The 19,451-nt window shown below is 43.1% G+C and carries 21 protein-coding genes; 9 read left to right on the forward strand and 12 right to left on the reverse strand.

Annotation, left to right across the window (positions count from 1 at the left end; all coding sequences use genetic code 11):
* Positions 1-8: 8 nt before the first annotated feature.
* A complete protein-coding gene (locus PYW33_RS06545; RefSeq protein WP_004645277.1) occupies positions 9-557 on the reverse strand; it encodes a PadR family transcriptional regulator in 549 nt (182 codons plus the stop codon).
* Between the two features lie 166 nt (positions 558-723).
* Between PYW33_RS06545 and PYW33_RS06550 the strand changes: the two genes are divergently transcribed.
* The 3 genes from PYW33_RS06550 (at position 724) to PYW33_RS06560 (ending at position 4,507) form a co-directional block, all read left to right on the forward strand.
* A complete protein-coding gene (locus PYW33_RS06550) occupies positions 724-2,748 on the forward strand; it encodes an NADPH-dependent 2,4-dienoyl-CoA reductase (RefSeq protein WP_004645276.1) in 2,025 nt (674 codons plus the stop codon).
* A 164-nt stretch (positions 2,749-2,912) separates the two neighbouring features.
* Positions 2,913-3,323: a nuclear transport factor 2 family protein gene (locus tag PYW33_RS06555; RefSeq protein WP_004645275.1), complete on the forward strand. Its 411-nt coding sequence runs from the start codon at positions 2,913-2,915 to the stop codon at positions 3,321-3,323.
* Between the two features lie 71 nt (positions 3,324-3,394).
* A complete protein-coding gene (locus PYW33_RS06560; RefSeq protein ID WP_004645273.1) occupies positions 3,395-4,507 on the forward strand; it encodes a YheT family hydrolase in 1,113 nt (370 codons plus the stop codon).
* Between the two features lie 56 nt (positions 4,508-4,563).
* Here PYW33_RS06560 and PYW33_RS06565 read toward each other — a convergent pair whose 3' ends face one another.
* Complete coding sequence (locus PYW33_RS06565; RefSeq protein ID WP_370940779.1) at positions 4,564-4,986, reverse strand: hypothetical protein; 423 nt, start codon at positions 4,984-4,986, stop codon at positions 4,564-4,566.
* 225 nt (positions 4,987-5,211) lie between these two features.
* Here PYW33_RS06565 and PYW33_RS06570 point away from each other — a divergent pair, with 225 nt between their 5' ends.
* From PYW33_RS06570 to ispD, 5 genes are read left to right on the forward strand one after another with little or no spacing between them, the layout of a single operon-like run.
* A complete protein-coding gene (locus PYW33_RS06570) occupies positions 5,212-6,852 on the forward strand; it encodes a CTP synthase (RefSeq protein ID WP_004645272.1) in 1,641 nt (546 codons plus the stop codon).
* Between the two features lie 32 nt (positions 6,853-6,884).
* Positions 6,885-7,742, forward strand: a complete 858-nt coding sequence (gene kdsA, locus PYW33_RS06575; RefSeq protein WP_004278721.1) for a 3-deoxy-8-phosphooctulonate synthase — start codon at positions 6,885-6,887, stop codon at positions 7,740-7,742.
* A 59-nt stretch (positions 7,743-7,801) separates the two neighbouring features.
* Positions 7,802-9,091 (forward strand): phosphopyruvate hydratase, encoded by a 1,290-nt coding sequence (gene eno / locus PYW33_RS06580; protein ID WP_004278719.1) that lies wholly within the window; start codon positions 7,802-7,804, stop codon positions 9,089-9,091.
* A 7-nt stretch (positions 9,092-9,098) separates the two neighbouring features.
* Complete coding sequence (locus tag PYW33_RS06585) at positions 9,099-9,491, forward strand: septum formation initiator family protein (protein ID WP_004645271.1); 393 nt, start codon at positions 9,099-9,101, stop codon at positions 9,489-9,491.
* Positions 9,460-10,173, forward strand: a complete 714-nt coding sequence (gene ispD, locus PYW33_RS06590) for a 2-C-methyl-D-erythritol 4-phosphate cytidylyltransferase (RefSeq protein ID WP_004645270.1) — start codon at positions 9,460-9,462, stop codon at positions 10,171-10,173. The genes PYW33_RS06585 and ispD overlap by 32 nt, the downstream gene beginning before the upstream one ends.
* Before the next feature lie 37 nt (positions 10,174-10,210).
* On the opposite strand, the gene PYW33_RS06595 is transcribed toward ispD, so the two are convergent.
* Complete coding sequence (locus tag PYW33_RS06595) at positions 10,211-10,975, reverse strand: IS5 family transposase (RefSeq protein ID WP_004645258.1); 765 nt, start codon at positions 10,973-10,975, stop codon at positions 10,211-10,213.
* A 169-nt stretch (positions 10,976-11,144) separates the two neighbouring features.
* Here PYW33_RS06595 and rodA point away from each other — a divergent pair, with 169 nt between their 5' ends.
* Positions 11,145-12,284, forward strand: coding sequence for a rod shape-determining protein RodA (rodA, locus tag PYW33_RS06600; protein WP_004645269.1), 1,140 nt, complete (start codon positions 11,145-11,147; stop codon positions 12,282-12,284).
* 152 nt (positions 12,285-12,436) lie between these two features.
* Here the strand turns inward: rodA and PYW33_RS06605 are convergent, their stop codons facing one another.
* From PYW33_RS06605 to PYW33_RS06645, 9 genes are all read right to left on the reverse strand, one after another.
* Positions 12,437-12,739 (reverse strand): cyd operon YbgE family protein, encoded by a 303-nt coding sequence (locus tag PYW33_RS06605; protein ID WP_004278714.1) that lies wholly within the window; start codon positions 12,737-12,739, stop codon positions 12,437-12,439.
* A gap of 3 nt (positions 12,740-12,742) precedes the next feature.
* Entirely contained in the window at positions 12,743-12,844 is a 102-nt protein-coding gene (gene cydX, locus PYW33_RS06610; RefSeq protein WP_004278713.1) for a cytochrome bd-I oxidase subunit CydX, read from the reverse strand.
* A gap of 26 nt (positions 12,845-12,870) precedes the next feature.
* Positions 12,871-14,016: a cytochrome d ubiquinol oxidase subunit II gene (cydB, locus tag PYW33_RS06615; RefSeq protein WP_004645267.1), complete on the reverse strand. Its 1,146-nt coding sequence runs from the start codon at positions 14,014-14,016 to the stop codon at positions 12,871-12,873.
* Positions 14,013-15,599 (reverse strand): cytochrome ubiquinol oxidase subunit I, encoded by a 1,587-nt coding sequence (locus PYW33_RS06620; protein ID WP_004645266.1) that lies wholly within the window; start codon positions 15,597-15,599, stop codon positions 14,013-14,015. The genes cydB and PYW33_RS06620 overlap by 4 nt, the downstream gene beginning before the upstream one ends.
* Positions 15,599-15,790 (reverse strand): cytochrome oxidase putative small subunit CydP, encoded by a 192-nt coding sequence (gene cydP / locus PYW33_RS06625; protein WP_004645265.1) that lies wholly within the window; start codon positions 15,788-15,790, stop codon positions 15,599-15,601. The genes PYW33_RS06620 and cydP overlap by 1 nt, the downstream gene beginning before the upstream one ends.
* A gap of 444 nt (positions 15,791-16,234) precedes the next feature.
* Positions 16,235-17,368, reverse strand: coding sequence for a porin (locus PYW33_RS06630; RefSeq protein ID WP_004645263.1), 1,134 nt, complete (start codon positions 17,366-17,368; stop codon positions 16,235-16,237).
* 358 nt (positions 17,369-17,726) lie between these two features.
* Entirely contained in the window at positions 17,727-18,140 is a 414-nt protein-coding gene (locus PYW33_RS06635; protein WP_004278705.1) for an HIT family protein, read from the reverse strand.
* 31 nt (positions 18,141-18,171) lie between these two features.
* Complete coding sequence (locus PYW33_RS06640) at positions 18,172-18,441, reverse strand: YARHG domain-containing protein (protein WP_004278704.1); 270 nt, start codon at positions 18,439-18,441, stop codon at positions 18,172-18,174.
* Between the two features lie 86 nt (positions 18,442-18,527).
* A complete protein-coding gene (locus PYW33_RS06645) occupies positions 18,528-19,400 on the reverse strand; it encodes an NAD(P)-dependent oxidoreductase (RefSeq protein WP_004645262.1) in 873 nt (290 codons plus the stop codon).
* Positions 19,401-19,451: the final 51 nt, after the last annotated feature.

Consider the following 19,451-nt stretch of genomic DNA (forward strand, 5'->3'; position numbering starts at 1 on the left):
CTCCGTATTTATAATTGTTGTGCGTCAAATTGTTGCAGTCGCGGAATAACCTGTTCCAGCCAGGAAATCCAACCCAGTTCCTGATCAATTCCCAGTTGCAGAATCATTTTATGAATATATAAGGTACGGTCAGTTTCGTCCGCTTGAGCAAAGTCCTTGGCAAAAATCTGCTGATAGGTTTTCAATTTCTCTTTATGCAGTTCCAGATGGCGTTCCAGCTCTGCCAAAGTGTTATTGCCACCAAGTTGGGCTTCGGCACGTAAACGTACCATCAGCTCTTCACGTAATTGTGCTGGTGGGCTCTGTTGCAACATCCAGTTGGCCAGTTCTTCGCGGCCCAGACGTTCTACCTGATAAGTCTTTTTGCGGCTATTCGAGTCTTCCTCTTCTATCGTCGAAATCCAGCCTTTTTGCAGCATGGCATTCAGCTCGCGATAAATCTGCTGATGAGTGGCATTCCAGAAGAAGCCCATGGAACGGTCAAAACGGCGAGCCAGTTCGATTCCGGTGCTAGGTTTTTCAATCAGGCTGGTCAATAAAACATGCGCTAAAGACATAAACGTCTCAAAAAAGTGACTCGGGATTATTATGCAACATGTTGCATAAAAATCAATTCTGGCATATAAATTAGTGCAACAAGTTGCATTAAACTGGAAAGATTGAGGGATCAAACTGCCAGTTGCTAAAACAATAGCCAGCCTAAACGCATGCTCAGGAGTTGAAATGTCTAAATATCCGAATTTACTTGCCCCATTGAACTTGGGTTTTACCACACTTAAAAACCGCGTATTAATGGGTTCCATGCACGTTGGTCTTGAAGAAGCACCCGGCGGATATGATCGGATGGCAGCTTTTTATGCAGAGCGCGCCAAAGGTGGAGTCGCTTTAATCGTCACCGGCGGGATTTCACCAAATGATCATGGCGTAACGTTTCATGGCGGTTCCAAACTTGACACCATTGAAGAAGCTGAAAAGCATAAGGTGATTACCCAGGCCGTACATGAAGCGGGCGGGAAAATTGCCATGCAGATTCTGCATACCGGACGTTATTCTTATCAGGCTGAAAATGTCGCGCCATCCCCAATTCAGGCACCGATCAATCCAGTCAAACCGCATGCTTTAACTTCGGCTGAGGTGCAGCAAACCATTGATGATTTTGCCAATTGTGCCAAGCTGGCTCAATACGCCGGTTATGACGGTGTAGAAATCATGGGCTCGGAAGGCTATCTGATTAACGAATTTATTGCAGCACGTACCAACCATCGTGATGATGAGTGGGGTGGAAGCTATGCAAACCGCATCCGTTTCCCGATTGAAATCGTACGCCGTACACGTGAAATGGTCGGTGAGAACTTTATCATTATTTATCGCCTATCTATGCTGGATCTGGTCGAAGGCGGTTCAACTCTGGAAGAAGTCATCCAGTTGGCCAAAGAAATTGAAAAAGCTGGTGCCACCATTATCAATACCGGCATTGGCTGGCATGAAGCGCGTATTCCGACGATTGCCACTAAAGTGCCTCGTGCAGCCTTCACCTGGGTGACGCGTAAGCTGAAAGGTCAGGTGAAGATCCCTTTAATCACTTCAAACCGTATCAATACTCCGGAAATGGCTGAATATGTATTGGCGTCTGGTGATGCTGATATGATTTCCATGGCCCGTCCGATGCTGGCAGACTCTGAGTTTGTCCTGAAAGCGGAGCAGGGTCGTAGCGATGAGATCAATACCTGTATCGGTTGTAATCAGGCCTGTCTGGATCATATTTTCTCAATGAAAATTGCCACCTGTCTGGTCAATCCACGTGCCTGCTATGAAACAGAGCTCATTTTTAAAGAAACCAATGTAGCAAAAAATATTGCCGTGATTGGTGCGGGTCCTGCAGGTTTAAGCTTTGCTGTATATGCAGCAAATCGCGGTCATCAGGTGACGGTATTTGAAGCCGCTGCTCAGATTGGCGGGCAGTTTAATATTGCCAAGACCATTCCGGGCAAGGAAGAGTTTTATGAAACCTTGCGCTACTTCAAGCGTCAGATTGAATTACAACCACGTATCAAATTGCAACTGAATCATAAGGCGAGTCTGGAAGAGCTGGCTCAGTCAAGCTTTGATGATATTGTGGTGGCAACAGGCGTGACACCACGTCAACTTGAGATTCCAGGTATTGATCATGCAAAAGTACTGTCTTATCTGGACGTTTTGAAAGAACGTAAGCCAGTGGGTCAGCGAGTTGCCATTATTGGTGCAGGCGGTATTGGTTTTGATACAGCCGAATTCCTGAGTCATGAAGGAGAAAGTGGCAGTATCAATCCGGAAAAATTCTATGATGAATGGGGTATTGATACTGACTATGAAAATGTCGGTGGCTTAAAAGCTGCAAATGTAGAAAAACCGCAACGTGAAATTTATTTATTGCAACGTAAAGCCGCTTCAGTCGGCGCAAGTTTGGGTAAAACCACAGGCTGGATTCATCGTACTGGTTTAAAACACCGTGATGTGAAAATGATTGCGGGCGCCAGCTATGAAAAAATTGATGATCAGGGCTTACATATAGTCGTGAATGACAAACCTGCGGTACTAGAAGTCGATCATGTGATTATTTGTGCCGGTCAGGAATCTTATACCGCCATGTTTGATGAGCTAAAAGCAGCCGGGAAAAATGTGCATCTGATTGGTGGAGCGAAAGAAGCGGGTGAGTTGGATGCCAAACGTGCCATCCGTCAGGGTGCTGAATTGGCGGCGGTGATTTAATTTAAAAACGTCAAGCTTTATTAACCTCTCCCTTGCGCAGCAGTGCTACTCATCTCCTATAAGGAGAGGGATAAATCGGTATAAAAAGTGTTATCTCCCTCTCCCTTTGGGAGAGGGCTGGGGTGAGGGAGATTAATTTTTTAATAACAAAAAAGGAATCCAAAATGACCATCGAAAATACAAAAAAATCCATTTCACGCTGGCATGAGATGCTGGAAAGCCGTGATATGTCGATCTTGAATGAACTGCTTGCTGAAGAAGTGGTATTTCGTTCGCCTGTGGCTTTTCAGCCTTATCCTGGAAAACAGGTGGTATTTTTTATTTTGACCAATGTCATTCAAGTCTTTGAAAATTTCACCTATCACCGTGAATTTATAAGTGAAGATGGTAACAATGTCGTACTTGAGTTTTCTGCCAATGTGGGCGATAAAAAACTAAAGGGAGTTGACATGATTCAGTTTAATGAAGAGGGTCAGATGGTTGATTTTGAAGTCATGATTCGACCTAAGTCCGGACTTGAAGCCTTGGCTGTACAGATGGGCCAGCGGATGCAATTATTCCAAGCTAAAACTTAATTCGAACTATTGATTCAAGTCGGCATGAAATTTGTAAATCACAGCTAGTACAACTAGAGGGGGGATGACAGATGAAAATGTTGCTTAAAAAATTGGGTCAGCTTTCCAGTGAATATCTGGATCGTTTCAGCGGAGCAGACGAGCCGACCCTGTATTACAATCCGAATGGTGTATTTTCAGGACTCATTGAACGCTTACCGCAGCTGCAACAAAAATATCGTCCTACACCTTGGTTAGCCAATGCACACGCACATATTCTGTATTTTGATTTAATTAAAAAACGTACCATTAAGCTGAAATACGATGCGCTTGAACAGCTGAAAATGTCAGATGGCGGAATTACCGGTATTGCCTGGTATGGGCTGGATCTTCCGGCAAGTACGCCAACCATTGTCTTACTCCATACTATTACCGGTTCTCCTGAATCGATGCGTGAACTGGTTCGTGATCTGCATAAACATACCGGTTGGCGTGTGGCATTGTGTTTACGCCGTGGTCATGCAGACTTACCCATGCCTGTGCCTAAAATGAACCTGTTTGGTTCAACTCAGGATTTGCGTGAGCAGCTCTTGTATATACAGGACAGATTTCCTCAGTCCGATCTCTATGGGGTTGGATCTTCTGCGGGTACGGGATTGTTGGTGCGTTATCTGGGTGAAGAGGGTGAACAAACCCCACTCAAAGCAGCTTTTGCTTTATGTCCTGGCTATAACACTGAAACCGGTTTTGCCAATGTGCATCCGTTTTACAGTAAAGTCATGGCCAAAAAACTGATTAAGCGCTTTATTCATCCTTATCAAGAAACCTGGCAGGTCTGCCCAAGCTGGAAACAGTTATTAGAAGTTAAAGATCTGTCTGAATTTGAAAAACTTTATTTTGAACTGGCCGGATTTGCGGATTATGCCAGTTATACTCAGGCAACCAATCCGATTTATGTGTTTGAAAGTGTCAAAATCCCACTGATGATTTTAAATGCGGAGGATGATCCGGTTTGTCACATCCGAAATTTAGAACCTTATAAAGAAAAAATTCGGGCGATGTCTAATATTATGGTGATTACCACCAAAAAAGGCAGTCATTGCGGCTTTTATCAGGGCTTGATGCAAACCGAATCTTGGGCTACCCGACTAATGGCAGACTATTTGATTCACTTATCTCGTGCACCGGCAACAGTATCCGCTTAAAAAGTTCCAATAAAAAACCCAGCATCTGCTGGGTTTTTTGATGAATGATACTGTAATTAGTCAAGTGCTGGCATCGCTGCGGCAATTGCGTCAGCAACCGCATCATCCTCAGACTTGTTTTCTGGATTTGAATTGGTTTTAGGTGTGGTCGCAGCAGGCTTTGACGCAGGTTCTTCGCGGGTTTCAGGCACTGGTGCCGGCTCAGTAGTTTCTGGTTTTTTGATTTCACGACGGATTTCAGTCGTGGTGTTTTCAGTTTGCTCACGTTGAATTTCAACCGTTGGCGCTACTTCCTCTTCAATTGCCGCTGGCTCTACAGGTTCAAGCGGTTCAAATTGCGTTGGTTCTGGAGTCGAGATTTCAGATGCTGGAGTAACTTCTACTTGCTCTTCTTCTTTTGGTGCTTCTTTTTTTACACACGCAGTTAATGTCAGGCCAGTCAGGATTAGGGTGGAGATTAAAAGTTTCTTCATCATCATTGCATCAAACATAAAAGTGTGGAGTGGATACACTATTATAGCAGCAAAATGCAAGATAGAAATCATATGAACTTACTGTAATTTTTTATAGGAATTGCTGTTAGAATAGTCAATTGTTTATTGTTCTTTGAATTGATGCGGATTGACTTTGCTTTCTAGGTACAAGGTAAAGTAAAATTGCGCAACATTGCAGGCCGATTTAGGCTCGATTGTACGAGAAACCCAATGACCCATTTTATTTTCGTTACTGGTGGTGTAGTTTCATCACTAGGTAAAGGTATTTCAGCTGCTTCTGTTGCTGCACTTTTAGAAGCTCGTGGTTTAAAAGTGACCATGGTAAAAATGGATCCATACATTAATGTCGATCCAGGGACAATGAGCCCATTCCAGCATGGTGAAGTTTTTGTTACAGAAGATGGTGCTGAAACAGACTTAGACTTGGGTTACTACGAACGTTTCTTGCGTCGTGCGAAAATGACCAAACTAAATAACTTCACATCAGGCCGTGTTTACCAGGATGTTCTAAACAAAGAACGCCGTGGTGACTATCTAGGCGGTACTGTTCAAGTTATTCCACACATTACTGACAATATCAAAGAGCGTGTACTTCGTGCAGGCGAAGGTTATGACGTTGCGATCGTAGAGATCGGCGGTACTGTAGGTGACATTGAATCTCTCCCATTCATGGAATCTGTACGTCAGTTAATGGTTGAACTTGGTCATAAACGTACCATGTTAATGCACTTAACGTTACTCCCATACATTAAGTCTGCAGCAGAATTAAAAACCAAACCAACACAGCACTCTGTTAAAGAACTCCTGTCGATTGGTATTCAGCCAGACATTCTCATCTGCCGTACAGAATACGATGTAGATGCAGATACGACGCGTAAGATTGCATTATTTACTAACGTTGAAGCACGTGCCGTTGTGGTATGTAAAGATGCACGTTCGATCTACCAGATTCCACGTACATTCTACGAACAAAATGTTGACGATTTAATCTGTGAACGTTTTGGTTATAACGATCTTCCTGAAGCTGACTTAACAGATTGGGATAACGTTGTAGAAGCACTGCTGAACCCTGAATACACCGTACGTGTTGCAATGGTCGGTAAATACGTTGAACTTCCAGATGCATACAAGTCTGTCAACGAAGCACTTCTACATGCGGGTATTCAAAACCGTGTGAAAGTTCAGATTGACTACGTAAACGCTGAAGAGCTTGAAAGCCAAGATGTAGCAGAAGTATTGAAAGATGCTGATGCGATTCTGGTTCCTGGCGGTTTCGGTGAGCGCGGTACTGAAGGCAAAATGAAGGCGATTCAATTCGCACGTGAGAACGGTGTGCCGTTCCTCGGTATTTGCTTGGGTATGCAGTTGGCTGTGATCGAATACGCACGTAATGTTGCTGATATTGCAGACGCGACCTCGACTGAATTTAACCGTTCAACCAAATCTCCATTGATTGGTTTAATTACTGAATGGTTAGATGAGCGTGGTGAAGTTCAGCAACGTTCTGCTGATTCTGATCTGGGTGGCACGATGCGTTTAGGCGCGCAAAAATCTGAACTGGTTGCAGGGACTAAAACTGCAGAAGTTTATGGTTCTGAAGAAATCATCGAGCGTCACCGTCACCGTTACGAGATGAACAACCGTTATATCCCAGTGCTGGAAGAAAAAGGCATGAAGATTTCTGGTTATTCTCCGGTACAGCATCTGGTAGAAACTGTTGAAATTCCTGCACATCCTTGGTTTATTGCAGTACAATTCCACCCGGAATTTACCAGCTCGCCACGTGATGGTCACCCGTTGTTTGCAGGTTTCATTGATGCTGCGAAAAAGCAGTACCAAAAAACCAAATAATCGGTGCGTAGGACACAACTAGGGAAGTTTAAATGTCGCAATTAAAACCACAAGAAATTGTACGTTTGGGCGATATACAAATGGCAAATCATTTGCCATTTGTATTATTCGGCGGAATGAATGTACTTGAATCTAAAGACCTGGCTTTTGAAATTGCAGAGACTTATGTCGATATCTGCACACGTTTGGGCATTCCTTATGTGTTCAAAGCCAGCTTTGATAAAGCCAACCGTTCAAGCCTGAACTCTTTCCGTGGCCCAGGCCTGGAAAAAGGTCTCGAGTGGTTAGCTGACATTAAAAAACACTTTAATGTGCCGATCATCACCGATGTGCATGAGCCGTACCAAGCGGCTCCTGTTGCAGAAGTGGCAGACATTATTCAATTGCCAGCTTTCTTAAGCCGTCAGACGGATCTGGTTGAAGCCATGGCAAAAACGGATGCCATCATCAACATCAAAAAAGCACAATTCCTTGCGCCACACGAAATGCGTCATATTTTGCATAAGTGTCTGGAAGCTGGAAATGACAAGCTGATCATTTGTGAACGCGGTTCGGCATTTGGCTATAACAATCTGGTTGTAGACATGCTGGGCTTCGACATCATGAAAGAAATGAATGTCCCGGTATTCTTTGATGTGACCCATGCCTTACAAACCCCAGGCGGCCGTGCAGATTCTGCCGGTGGTCGTCGTGCGCAAATTACAACGCTTGCGCGTGCGGGTATGGCAACGGGTCTTGCTGGTTTGTTCTTAGAAGCACACCCAGATCCGGAAAAAGCCAAGTGTGATGGTCCATGTGCGCTGCGCATGTCTCAGCTTGAGCCGTTCCTGGCACAGCTAAAAGAATTGGATACCTTGGTTAAAGGTTTCGAAAAGTTAGATACACACTGAGTTTATCACTCTTGCGCTGCCGTATAGGCAGCTCATATTAATCAACTGAGGAATAGTTCATGAGCCAAATCGTTGACATTCGTGCACGTGAAATTTTGGACTCTCGTGGTAACCCTACCATCGAAGCAGACGTAATCTTAGCATCTGGCGTAGTTGGCCGTGCATGTGCACCATCTGGTGCTTCAACTGGTTCTCGTGAAGCTTTAGAACTTCGTGATGGCGATAAAGCGCGTTACTTAGGTAAAGGCGTTAAAACTGCGGTAAATAACGTCAATACGTTAATCCGTGACGCTTTGGTCGGTAAATCAGTATTCGAACAAAAAGACATCGATAACACGATGATCGCGCTTGACGGTACTGAAAACAAAGAAAAATTAGGTGCAAACGCAACTTTGGCAGTGTCTTTGGCTGCTGCGCGCGCTGCTGCTGAAGAAAAGAAAATTCCTCTTTTCCAATATATCGCAGATCTTCGTGGTCAAACGATTTTAACCATGCCTGTACCAATGATGAACATCATCAATGGTGGTTCACATGCAGACAACAACGTCGATATTCAAGAATTTATGATTGAGCCAGTAGGCTTCACTTCATTCTCTGAAGCGCTACGTGCAGGTGCTGAAATCTTCCATTCACTTAAATCAGTATTAAACAAAAAAGGTTTAAACACTGCGGTAGGTGATGAAGGTGGTTTTGCGCCGAACTTACGTTCAAACGAAGAAGCAATCACAGTTATTCTTGAAGCAATTGGTCAAACGGGCTACAAAGCAGGTTCTGATATCATGCTTGCGCTGGATTGTGCATCTTCAGAATTCTACAAAAATGGTCAGTACATTCTTGCGGGCGAAGGCAACAAAGCGTTCACAAGCAACCAGTTCTCTGACTATTTAGCAGGTCTTGTAAACCAATATCCAATTATCTCGATTGAAGATGGTCTGGACGAATCTGACTGGGAAGGCTGGTCTTACCTGACTTCTATCCTTGGCGACAAGATCCAGTTGGTTGGCGATGACTTGTTCGTAACGAATCCGAAAATCCTGCAACGTGGTATCAACGAAAAAGTGGGTAACTCGATTCTGATCAAATACAACCAGATCGGTACCTTGACTGAAACTTTAGATGCCATCTATCTTGCGAAAGAAAATGGTTACTCTACTGTAATTTCACACCGTTCAGGTGAAACGGAAGATTCAACCATTGCTGATCTTGCAGTAGGTACAGCAGCAGGTCAAATCAAGACTGGTTCACTTTGCCGTTCTGACCGTGTAGCGAAATATAATCAATTACTTCGTATTGAAGAATTGACTAATGCTGCATATCGCGGTAAAGCTGAGTTCAAAGGTTTGAACTAAGCGACTTATGTCAATGTTAAATGTATTCGACTCGACTGCGAGTAAAGTACTGTTGGGCCTTGCGATCATTTTGATCGCAGGGTTTCAATATTTATACTGGTTTGGTGAAGGTGGTTATCATGATCATCAGCAACTGACCCAGAAAATCCAACAACAAATGGAATTGAATGATGAGCTAAAAGAGCGTAATCGCGTTCTGGCAGCAGAAGTTTATGATTTGAAGAATGGTATTGAAGCCATCGAAGAACATGCGCGTTTAGATCTTGGTCTGATTAAGCCACGCGAAACTTTTATTCAAATGAGCACGATCAGTACTCAATATAAACCGATCTATCTTAATCCTAATTCTAAAGTAGACCTGCGAACCAATGAGTCAGCTGAAGCACCAACCACACCCTAAACTTTGGGTCATTCTTCCAGCTGCAGGTTCCGGTAGCCGTTTCTCCAAAACAGAACTGAAACAATATCAGATGATTCAAGAGCGAACTGTTCTTGAACATACGGTGGCTCGTCTGAATCAACTGCCTTTGGCGGGTTATGTCCTGGCGATTGGTGAACAGGACAACGTCGCAAAAATGCTGCCATTTTCCAGTCAAGAGAAAGCCCATTTCTGTCTGGGCGGTGCCGAGCGGGTGAATTCCGTGTTAAATGCACTCACGTATTTATCTCAAATCGCTTCTGAAGATGAGTGGGTGCTGGTACATGACGCGGCGCGTCCCTGTGTCGGTCTGGATTGTCTGCAACAGTTAGTCAATACGGCGATTACAAATGATCAGGCTGCGATTCTGGCGATTCCAGTAAGAGATACACTTAAGCGTGTAGTAACCAATTTTGATATTGAGGAAACAGTGGATCGCTCAATGCTATGGCAGGCACAAACACCACAAATGGCCAAGCTAGGTGTGTTGAAACGGGCGATTGAGCAGGCTTTGCAAGATGGTGCTACGATTACTGATGAAGCCAGTGCGCTGGAACATATCGGCGAACAGGTGAGTGTAGTACAAGGGCGTTCCGATAATATTAAAATTACCTATCCGGACGATCTGGAACTGGCCAAGCTGATTTTACAGGCTCAGGCTTAAAAATATATTCAAATAATATTTAGGGTCTGTTGACATTTCAAGTATAGAATTTACCCGATAAAGGTAGCCAAATAAATATACAAGCTAATGCAACTGCCCCCTCATAGCTACACTTTAGCTTATCATATCGTGTTGCTATTCCTCTGAACTGCTTTAACCTACAAAATGCATTCTCAACTAAGTGTCTGATTTTATATAAATACCAATCCATATGATCATTATTTGACTGAGTATTTGATTTTCTTGGAATATTCGCTTTAGTTTTTTTCGCAGATATTTGTTCTCTTAATGATTCAGAGTCATATCCTTTGTCTGCACAACATACTTCCGTTTCACTCAAATCAAGTTTTTCAATCATTTTGGGAGCAATCTTGACATCATGTATCGTTCCATCGGAGATAATAATTTCGATTGGATTGCCATCCGCATCAACAGCTAAGTGTATTTTAGAACTATTTCCACCAATGCTTTTAGAAATATCCTGATCTTTTATTCCAGCAGAATGTTGGTGTGCCCGAACATGACTACCATCAATAAAAACCCATTCCATATCAGCACTTGAAGAAATTAATTTAAATATTTTCATTAACTTATCATTTTTACACCAACGATTATATTTTTTAAAGATTGAGTTATACGAACCAAATTCTTTAGGCAAATCACGCCATGGGCAGCCTGTTCTTATTCTATAAAGTATTGCTTCGACAAAATTTCTCAAATTAGATTTGAAATAGATATCAAAATTTCGGAAAATAGAAAGTAACTTAGACCAGTGTTGATCATTCAGCATTGTACGAGGCATAGCGAGAAGTAAATTTAGTTTGGCGATTAAATTTTACTTTCTCGCTATTTTTTTGAACAGTAAATGTCAACAGACCCTAAATAAAAGCAGAATAAATCTGGCTATAGCGATCTATTCGCTATAGCTTTCACTTATAATTTTGCCATCATTCTTTTTCACCTTTTGGCCAATGATACCTTCACAGCAGTATCGGTTTTTACGTCACTCTTTGCGTGATGGACGTAGTATTAACCCGCAAGATTCATCTCGATGGACCAAGTTGCACCTTGATCCCTGGTTATTGTGCTTTCTAGTTCTCAATGCAATCCTGGGTTTAATGGTGGTGTATAGCGCGACATCCGAAGACTCTGGCATGGTGGTGCGTCAGGCGATCAGTTTTGGAATTGGTTTTGTGCTGCTGTTTATCTGTGCGCAGATTCCACCGAAAGTCTATCAGGCGATTAGTCCATACCTGTATGCCTTCGGGATCTTCATGCTGCTTCTGGTCTTTGTGATTGGTGAAAAACGTTTGGGTGCAACCCGCTGGATTACCTTGCCAGGGGTGGGAAGCATGCAACCGAGTGAGGTGATGAAATTTGCCATGCCTTTGATGATGGCATGGTATTTTGCACGTAAGCCATTTCCTCCCAAATTTTTGCATATTGTCGGGGCTTTGATTCTATTGGGCGTACCATTTGTTTTGGTGGCACTTCAGCCTGACTTGAACATTGGCTTGGTAATTCCTGGTATTTTTGTTCTATTTTTAAGTGGGATGTCGTGGCGTCTGATTGGTGGTGCAGCAGCGGCGGTAGCTGTGGCAGCTCCGGCTGCATGGATGTTCGTGCTACAAGAGTATCAAAAAAAACGTATTACCACGTTATTTGATCCGGAATCGGATGCCTTGGGTGCAGGCTGGAATATCATCCAGTCCAAAATTGCGATTGGTTCAGGTGGTTCCACGGGCAAAGGCTATACCGAAGGTACCCAATCACATTTAGGTTATCTGCCTGAACATCATACTGACTTTATTATGTCGACTTATGCCGAAGAATTCGGTTTTATCGGCGTTTTCCTGCTGTTTAGTTTATTCACTGCCATTATTATTCGCTGTCTGATGATTGGTTTAAACAGCTTTCATAACTTTGGCCGCTTATATGCTGGAGCCATGGGACTGACTTTCTTCTTCTTTGTATTTTTAAACTCAGGCATGGTGAGCGGGATTTTACCTGTAACTGGAGATCCATTACCGCTCATGAGTTATGGTGGAACGGCAGTGATTTCCATGCTGGCCGGGATGGGCATTGTGATGTCGATTCATACTCATCGATAAGTCATTCTAAAAGTCGGACTGGTTCCGGCTTTTTATATACTTAAAATAAGTTGTTTTAAAAATCCTGTTTTGGCCAGAAGAAAAAAGAAGAATATTTTAGAATTCGTATGAAATTAAAAAGCCCTCAAATGAGGGCTTTTTAATTTCATACTTTAACTGAGAAACCAGGTGTAATAACCCCAGATCATTAAAGGCCATGCTAGGAAAGGGCTAAACAACCATTTCCAGAACCAGTGGCGCGGCATAAAGCCCACACCATGGACAAAGCCTCCAGAAATACCAATCATGATATACATCATGGCACTATGGCTATATTCACCGTTGGCATCCAGCATTGCAGAAGGATGAACCAATAACACGGCTGCGAGAGGAAAAGCCAGGAGGCAGGAAATCATCATCGCAAATTTGTTTGGTTTCTTGTCTACAACGGTTTTCTCAAGCGCAGCTTCGGTCATGTTTTATTCCTCATCTAGGTCTTGGTGTTGTTCCATGTAAATGGCAGCAATCACACTGGCAAAACATGCCATCAGTACACCCAGAATCCAAGCAAAATACCACATAGTTGTCTCTCCTTAAGACACAGCCCTTAGTACAGGCTGTGTGAATTATCTTCAATGTGTTTGTTGGTAATCACGCCCCACATCTTGTAATAACACCAAGTGGTATAGATCAGGATCAGTGGAACAAAGATACAGGCAGCAACGGTCATAACGGTTAAGGTATTTTTACTAGATACCGCATCCCACATGGTCAGACTTGCAACCGGGTTAATGCTTGAAGGCATCAGGAAAGGGAATAGGGCGAAACCAGCAGTCAGAATTGCACCGATAACTGCCAGAGATGAACCCAGGAAGCTCAAGCCTGCTTTATTTTTACCTGCTGCCAGTACAATGATCAAACCGCCCAAAATGCCGGCAATAGGCGCTGCCATCGTGATTGGATAAGTCGAGTAGTTATTCATCCAGCCTGGATTGGCATTGGTCAGCACTTCTTTGGCGAGCGGGTTGGCAACACCATTGGTATCAAAAGGTGTAACCAGTGTATAACCTTGAATACCACCAAAGTACAGCCAAGCGCCTGCAGCCAGGAAGGTAACCAGATAAACCAGACCCATGATTTGTGTTGCTTTGGCAGAGCGTTGGCGTAGGTCACCATCAGTACGCAGCATTAACCATGCACCACCATGTGCACACAGCATCGATAAGCTGACCAGACCACACACAATAGCAAACGGATTCAGGAGTGCAAAGAAGCTGCCAGTATAAGTAGAACGTACAGTTTCATCTAGAGTAAATGGCACACCCAGGAACATGTTACCGAATGCCACACCAAAGACCAATGCAGGAACTGCACCACCAATCGCTAGACCCCAATCCCATGAATTGCGCCATTTGGTATTTTCCAGTTTTGAGCGATAGTCAAAACCGACCGGACGCAGGAACAGGGCAAACAGGACCAGCAACAGGGCCCAGTACATGCCGGAGAAGGCAGTTGCATAGACCATTGGCCAGGCAGCGAATAACGCACCGCCGGCAGTAATAAACCAAACTTGGTTACCGTCCCAGTGCGGTGCAATAGTATTGATCGCTGCACGGCGCTCACTATCATTTTTGCCCACAAATGGCATGATCGCCATGGAGCCCATATCGAAGCCATCGGTGAGGGCAAAGCCAATCAGCAATACGCCGACCAGCACCCACCAAATGATTTTTAATAATTCATATTCGATCATGCTTGAGTCTCCCCATTTGCCTTCTCTGCAGCTGCAAGCTTTTCAAAATGGTATTTACCGGTATGCAGTGAGCTTGGGCCAAGACGTGAGAACTTGATCATCAGATACATTTCAATAATCAGTAACACGGTATAGAACGCTGCCAATGCCAAGATTGAACCCCAGACATCACCTGTGCTTAAGCTTGATGCTGAAAGATGCGTCGGTAATACTTCACCAATAGTCCAAGGTTGACGACCTACTTCTGCTACATACCAGCCGGTCTGCGCAGCAACCCAAGGTAAAGGCAGTGCAAATAATGCAAATTTCAATAACCATGGTTTGTTTTCAGCATTACGTTTGGCTACCGCAAAAGTTGCCAGTGCAAATAGAAGTAGCATCAGGAAGCCAGAAGCCACCATGGCACGGAAGGCCCAGAACAGGCTTGGTACGTGTGGAATAGTGTCTTTAGCAGCTGCTTTGATTTGCTCTTCAGAGGCATCAACGACATTTGGGGTGTATTTCTTCAGTAGCAGACCGTAACCGAGGTCTTTTTGGCTTTCTTCAAAAGCTGTTTTCAGTTCTGGAGACTGATCACCAGCACGTAATTTTTCCAGTTGTGAATATGCCACCATACCATTACGGATACGCGCTTCGTGCTGAACCAGCAGGTCCTTAATACCTGTGACTTGTTCAGTCGTAGAACGTGTAGCAATCAGACCCATCACATAAGGAATTTTCACTGCATAATCTGTAGTCATGGTTTCCTTATTTGGGATACCGAACAAAGTAAATGGTGCAGGTGCAGGGTGAGTATCCCATTCTGCTTCAATCGCTGCCAGTTTGGTTTTTTGTACATCACCCAGCTCATAACCTGATTCATCACCCAGTAAAATCACTGAAAGTGTAGAAGCAAGCCCGAAGATGGCTGCAATGGCAAAAGAACGGCGTGCAAAAGGCAGGTCACGTTTTTTCAGCATGTAGTAACTTGAAATAGCCAGTACGAAGATGGCACCTGTGACATAACCCGCAGATACGGTATGCACAAATTTAACCTGAGCGACCGGGTTAAAGATCAGTGCAGCAAAGTCCATCATTTCCATACGCATGGTTTCATAGTTAAATGCTGAACCGACCGGGTTTTGCATCCAGCCATTGGCGACCAGAATCCAGAGTGCGGACATGTTCGAGCCTAAAGCTACCAGCCAGGTCACTGCCAGATGTTGTACTTTGGACAGGCGATCCCAACCAAAGAAGAACAAGCCAATAAAGGTCGATTCAAGGAAGAAGGCCATCAAACCTTCAATCGCCAGCGGTGCACCGAAAATATCACCGACATAATGCGAGTAATAAGCCCAGTTGGTTCCGAACTGGAACTCCATGGTCAGGCCGGTGGTTACCCCTAAGGCAAAGTTAATACCAAACAGTTTTCCCCAGAACTTGGTCATGTCTTTATAGATTTCTTTGCCGGAAATCACATAGGTGGTTTCCATAATGGCAAGCAGAAATGCTAGACCTAGCGTCAGTGGAACAAAAATAAAGTGATACATCGCGGTCATGGCGAACTGGAACCGCGAGAGATCGACCACGCTTTCAGAAATCATCAACGTGTCTCCTGGATTTGGGAAGGATTGCCGGCGATACGCTCGGCGACTTGGTTATCAAAATTTTTAGGAATCGTAGGCGCATCAAACCAGATATTTTTAATTATCATGAGTAAAATAACCTTGATAATTAAAATGGCGGTTATTTCTCTAACCACTCTCTGGTTTAGATTTTTAGGAACTAAGCTCATTCGACTAAGCCTGTTATATGACTTGTTGTATATTATTAATCTATTGTAACTAAAAAATAAATAGATGATACAGTTTAAATAAATATATATTTATAAATACTTGAAAGTAATAAATATATATTTATTCAAGTTAAAATTTATTCTAAATATTTTTTATTATTTTATGTAATTTTATTGGTTTTTAAATCCGACTAAAATGCTTATATTTATATATTTTAATGTAGATTATTTTGGTTGGAATAATATTCTCCTATTTTTAAATCTGATTAAAATGCTTGGTTTTAAAATAAAGAATAAAATTAATCAAACTAAATTGGTTGGTTTTATAAGGGTTGAATATCAGTGTCACAATCTTTCTCATCTTATTTATTTTGATAAAAAACACACCAAAAAAAGAACATGCTGGAGGCATGTTCTTTTTAAGCTTTGTGAGGGAGGCTCGACTTAGAAGTCGTAACGCATGCCTAGAGAAAGACCTAGGCTGTCTTCACCGCGTACGCCACCTACAGTATTGGTACGACCTTGTGCCCAAGGGGTAAGGTTTGAGTTTTCATCATTTAGTACAGTTGCTATGTTGCCATAAATGCGGACTGTTGGATCTAAACGGTGCTCAAGTCCGATTGCCAGTAAAGTTGCATTTGCATCGTCCGCATCGACATCGCGGTGGAATACTTCACCACGGAATGAGGTTTTTGGTGCAAATTTATATTCACCGGCTACACCAAATACTTGTGCATCTGGGTTTGCTTCAGAATTATCGTGTTGAAGGAATTGGTATAAACCACCCAAGTTGAATTCAGGTGTGATTTTGTAAGCACCAGCAATACGGAAACCATCGCGTTCGCCACGACCTGCATCTTCTTCATAATGTTCATAGGCAGCAGCAAAATCAACTTTGCCTTCTTTATAGGTTAAAGCGAGATCGTATGCTTTATCATCGCGATTATCTTTATTGGTAGTAGTTGTGGTTCCCGGTACGACTACTGTTACTGGACCATTCACAGTTTCAATTACAGTAGTTTTTGGTGAAGACGTTGACACGCTATCAGGGCTATTACCTTCGTGTAAAGAAAGTGCTGCTAAAACATTAAAGCCGCCGCCAAACTTAGGTGATTTATATTCAATGGTATTGTTATTACGTTCATCAAAACGCAAGTTGCCAGCACGTGTGACGTTACGAACATCACCGACCATATCACCAAAGAAGTTGACCGGGCCACGTGCTACTTTGAATGGGCTGTCAAAACGGCCGATACGCGCTTGACCGAAATCACCTTTTAAACCAACAAAAGTATCGCGAGTTGCAAATTCAACATCATCGTTTGCAGAACCACTTGCAAAGTTAATTTCCTGTTCGATTTGACCAAATACGGTCATACCATTTTCTAGTTTTTGTTCAGCTTTAAAGCCTAGGCGTGAAGAGTTTGAAGAAAGACCTACTTCGTTATAATCCTGGCCATCATCCAGATAATCTAAAGAAACGTGTGCACGACCATACACTTTAACATCAGCCGCGGCTGCCATCACTGGTGTTAAAATTGTTGCCCCGATTGCTAATGCAGATAACGTTTTTTTCATGTGTTGCTCCAATAAAGACTTTTTTATTCATCGTCTTAAAAACAAGTTTCAGTATTGTTTTGAAACATCTACTGCTCTATTGGTGCCAAGTATTCATTACAAATAAGTCAATATGATTAAGGAAATATTTCAGAAATATTAAAGACAATCATTGTCTTATTTTTTATAGGATTATGAAGTGGGGTAAGCAGGATTGATACAAATACAGCTAGGCTCGGTGTTTGCTGTAAAACCTAAAAATAGGCTAGGTGACTTTTATTGATATTTGAGTGGCTTAATTCAGGGTGAAATACATCAGACATAAAAAATGGAGCCGAGGCTCCATTTTTAGGTATTAACATTAGGTATTAAGAATAGCTTAAAGGGCAGCTTTAATCTTCTCAGCCAGCGCTTTAATTTTTTCCTGGTCGCCCATTTGTGCTGCATGTTTGCCCAGATTGTGCAAAGAGGTAGGAACCAGATGGAAATGTACGTGTGGTACGGTCTGACCCGCTGCGGCCCCTGATAATTGCATCAGCACGATACCGTCCACACCTAAACCTTTTTCAATGGCTTTTGCAACTTTCTGTACGATCTGAATCGTATAGGCTGCAGCTTCAGGGGGTAGATCCAGTAAAGTGATCGCCGGAGTTTTCGGAACCACGAGAGTATGACCTTCTGCCTGAGGCATGATGTCCATAAATGCAAGAACCTGGTCATCTTCATACACTTTTATCGCAGGAAGTTCACCGCGTAGAATTCGTGCAAAAATATTCTGATCATCATAAGTCATAAGTATATTCCTTGAGCGTCATTAAACTGAATTATTTACAGTTCAATTCTTTCTGACGATCTTTGATCGCGTCAAGACGTTGTTGCTCTTTTTCCGAGAATTTTGGCTTGGTTGTATAGCAATTGTCATTACCAAACTTGGCTTTTGCTTCAGGATCTTTGAAACAGAAACCTTTAGACGCATAAATCACGTCATGATCATTTTTTAATTTTTTGCACTCTTGTTCAGATGCAAGAACCGATGTTGAAGCCCCGAACAAAGTTGCAAAGCCGATCAATGCTGCAACAGAAAATTTCTTCATGAGAGTTTCCTCTGGGTTATCCACTATATGTGCCTGCCTACTAGTCACAATATGAGGTTTCGTTATCATTATTCAATGGCGAGATATTACTCGATGGTAATATTACTCCATGATTCATACATTTTCACAGCACTGGAAAAATCACTGTTTTTATCCGACAGATCGCTGGCCGCTTGAATCAGATTCTGGGTCAACGAGAGCACAGGCGCAGAAATTTTGGCTTCACGCGCAAGGTCGATTGCAATGCCTGTATCTTTGGCCAAGAGTGGCAGGGCAAAGGTTACAGGAAAACTGCGGTTTAAAATACGCTGCGGCAAAACGGTTTCAGTCACCATGCTTTTACCACTTGAAGCATTAATACAATCCAGCGCTTCATGCAAGTTTACCCCATGCGCTTTCAGTGTAGTAAAGCCTTCTGCGACGGCACACAGGTTTACAGCCATTAACATATTATTTACGGCCTTCACTGCAAAACCTGCGCCAGATTCACCCACATGCTTGATCAGCTTGCCAAAAGCCTGCATCGCAGGAAGGGCTTGTTCATAGCCCTCTGCATTACCGCCCACCATCACAGTTAACGTGCCATTTTCAGCGCCAATGGTTTGACCGCTGACCGGTGCATCCAGAAAGATTACCCCATGTTCAGCCAGTTGTACTGCCAGTTTTTGGGCAGAATCCGGTACACCACTGGTGCAGTCGACCCAGACTGAACCGGATTTAAGCGACAGATTTTCCAGAAGTCGTTCAACGTCAGCGCTAGTTGGCAGGCAGGAAAAAATCACATCTGCCTGTACGGCCTGTTCCAGTGTGACGGCTTGGGTGCCATATTCAGCCGCATGTTGCTCTGCCTTGTTAAAGCTGCGGTTCCAGACATAGACCGTATCAAAATGCTTGGGTAAATGTGCTGCCATACGAAAACCCATTGCACCTAGGCCGATAAATGCCACTGATTGAATCATGCTGTACCCTCTGAATATGTTTAAATCTATTGATAATTTTTAATATTTTTC

The organism is Acinetobacter lwoffii (assembly GCF_029024105.1).
GTDB lineage: Bacteria > Pseudomonadota > Gammaproteobacteria > Pseudomonadales > Moraxellaceae > Acinetobacter > Acinetobacter lwoffii.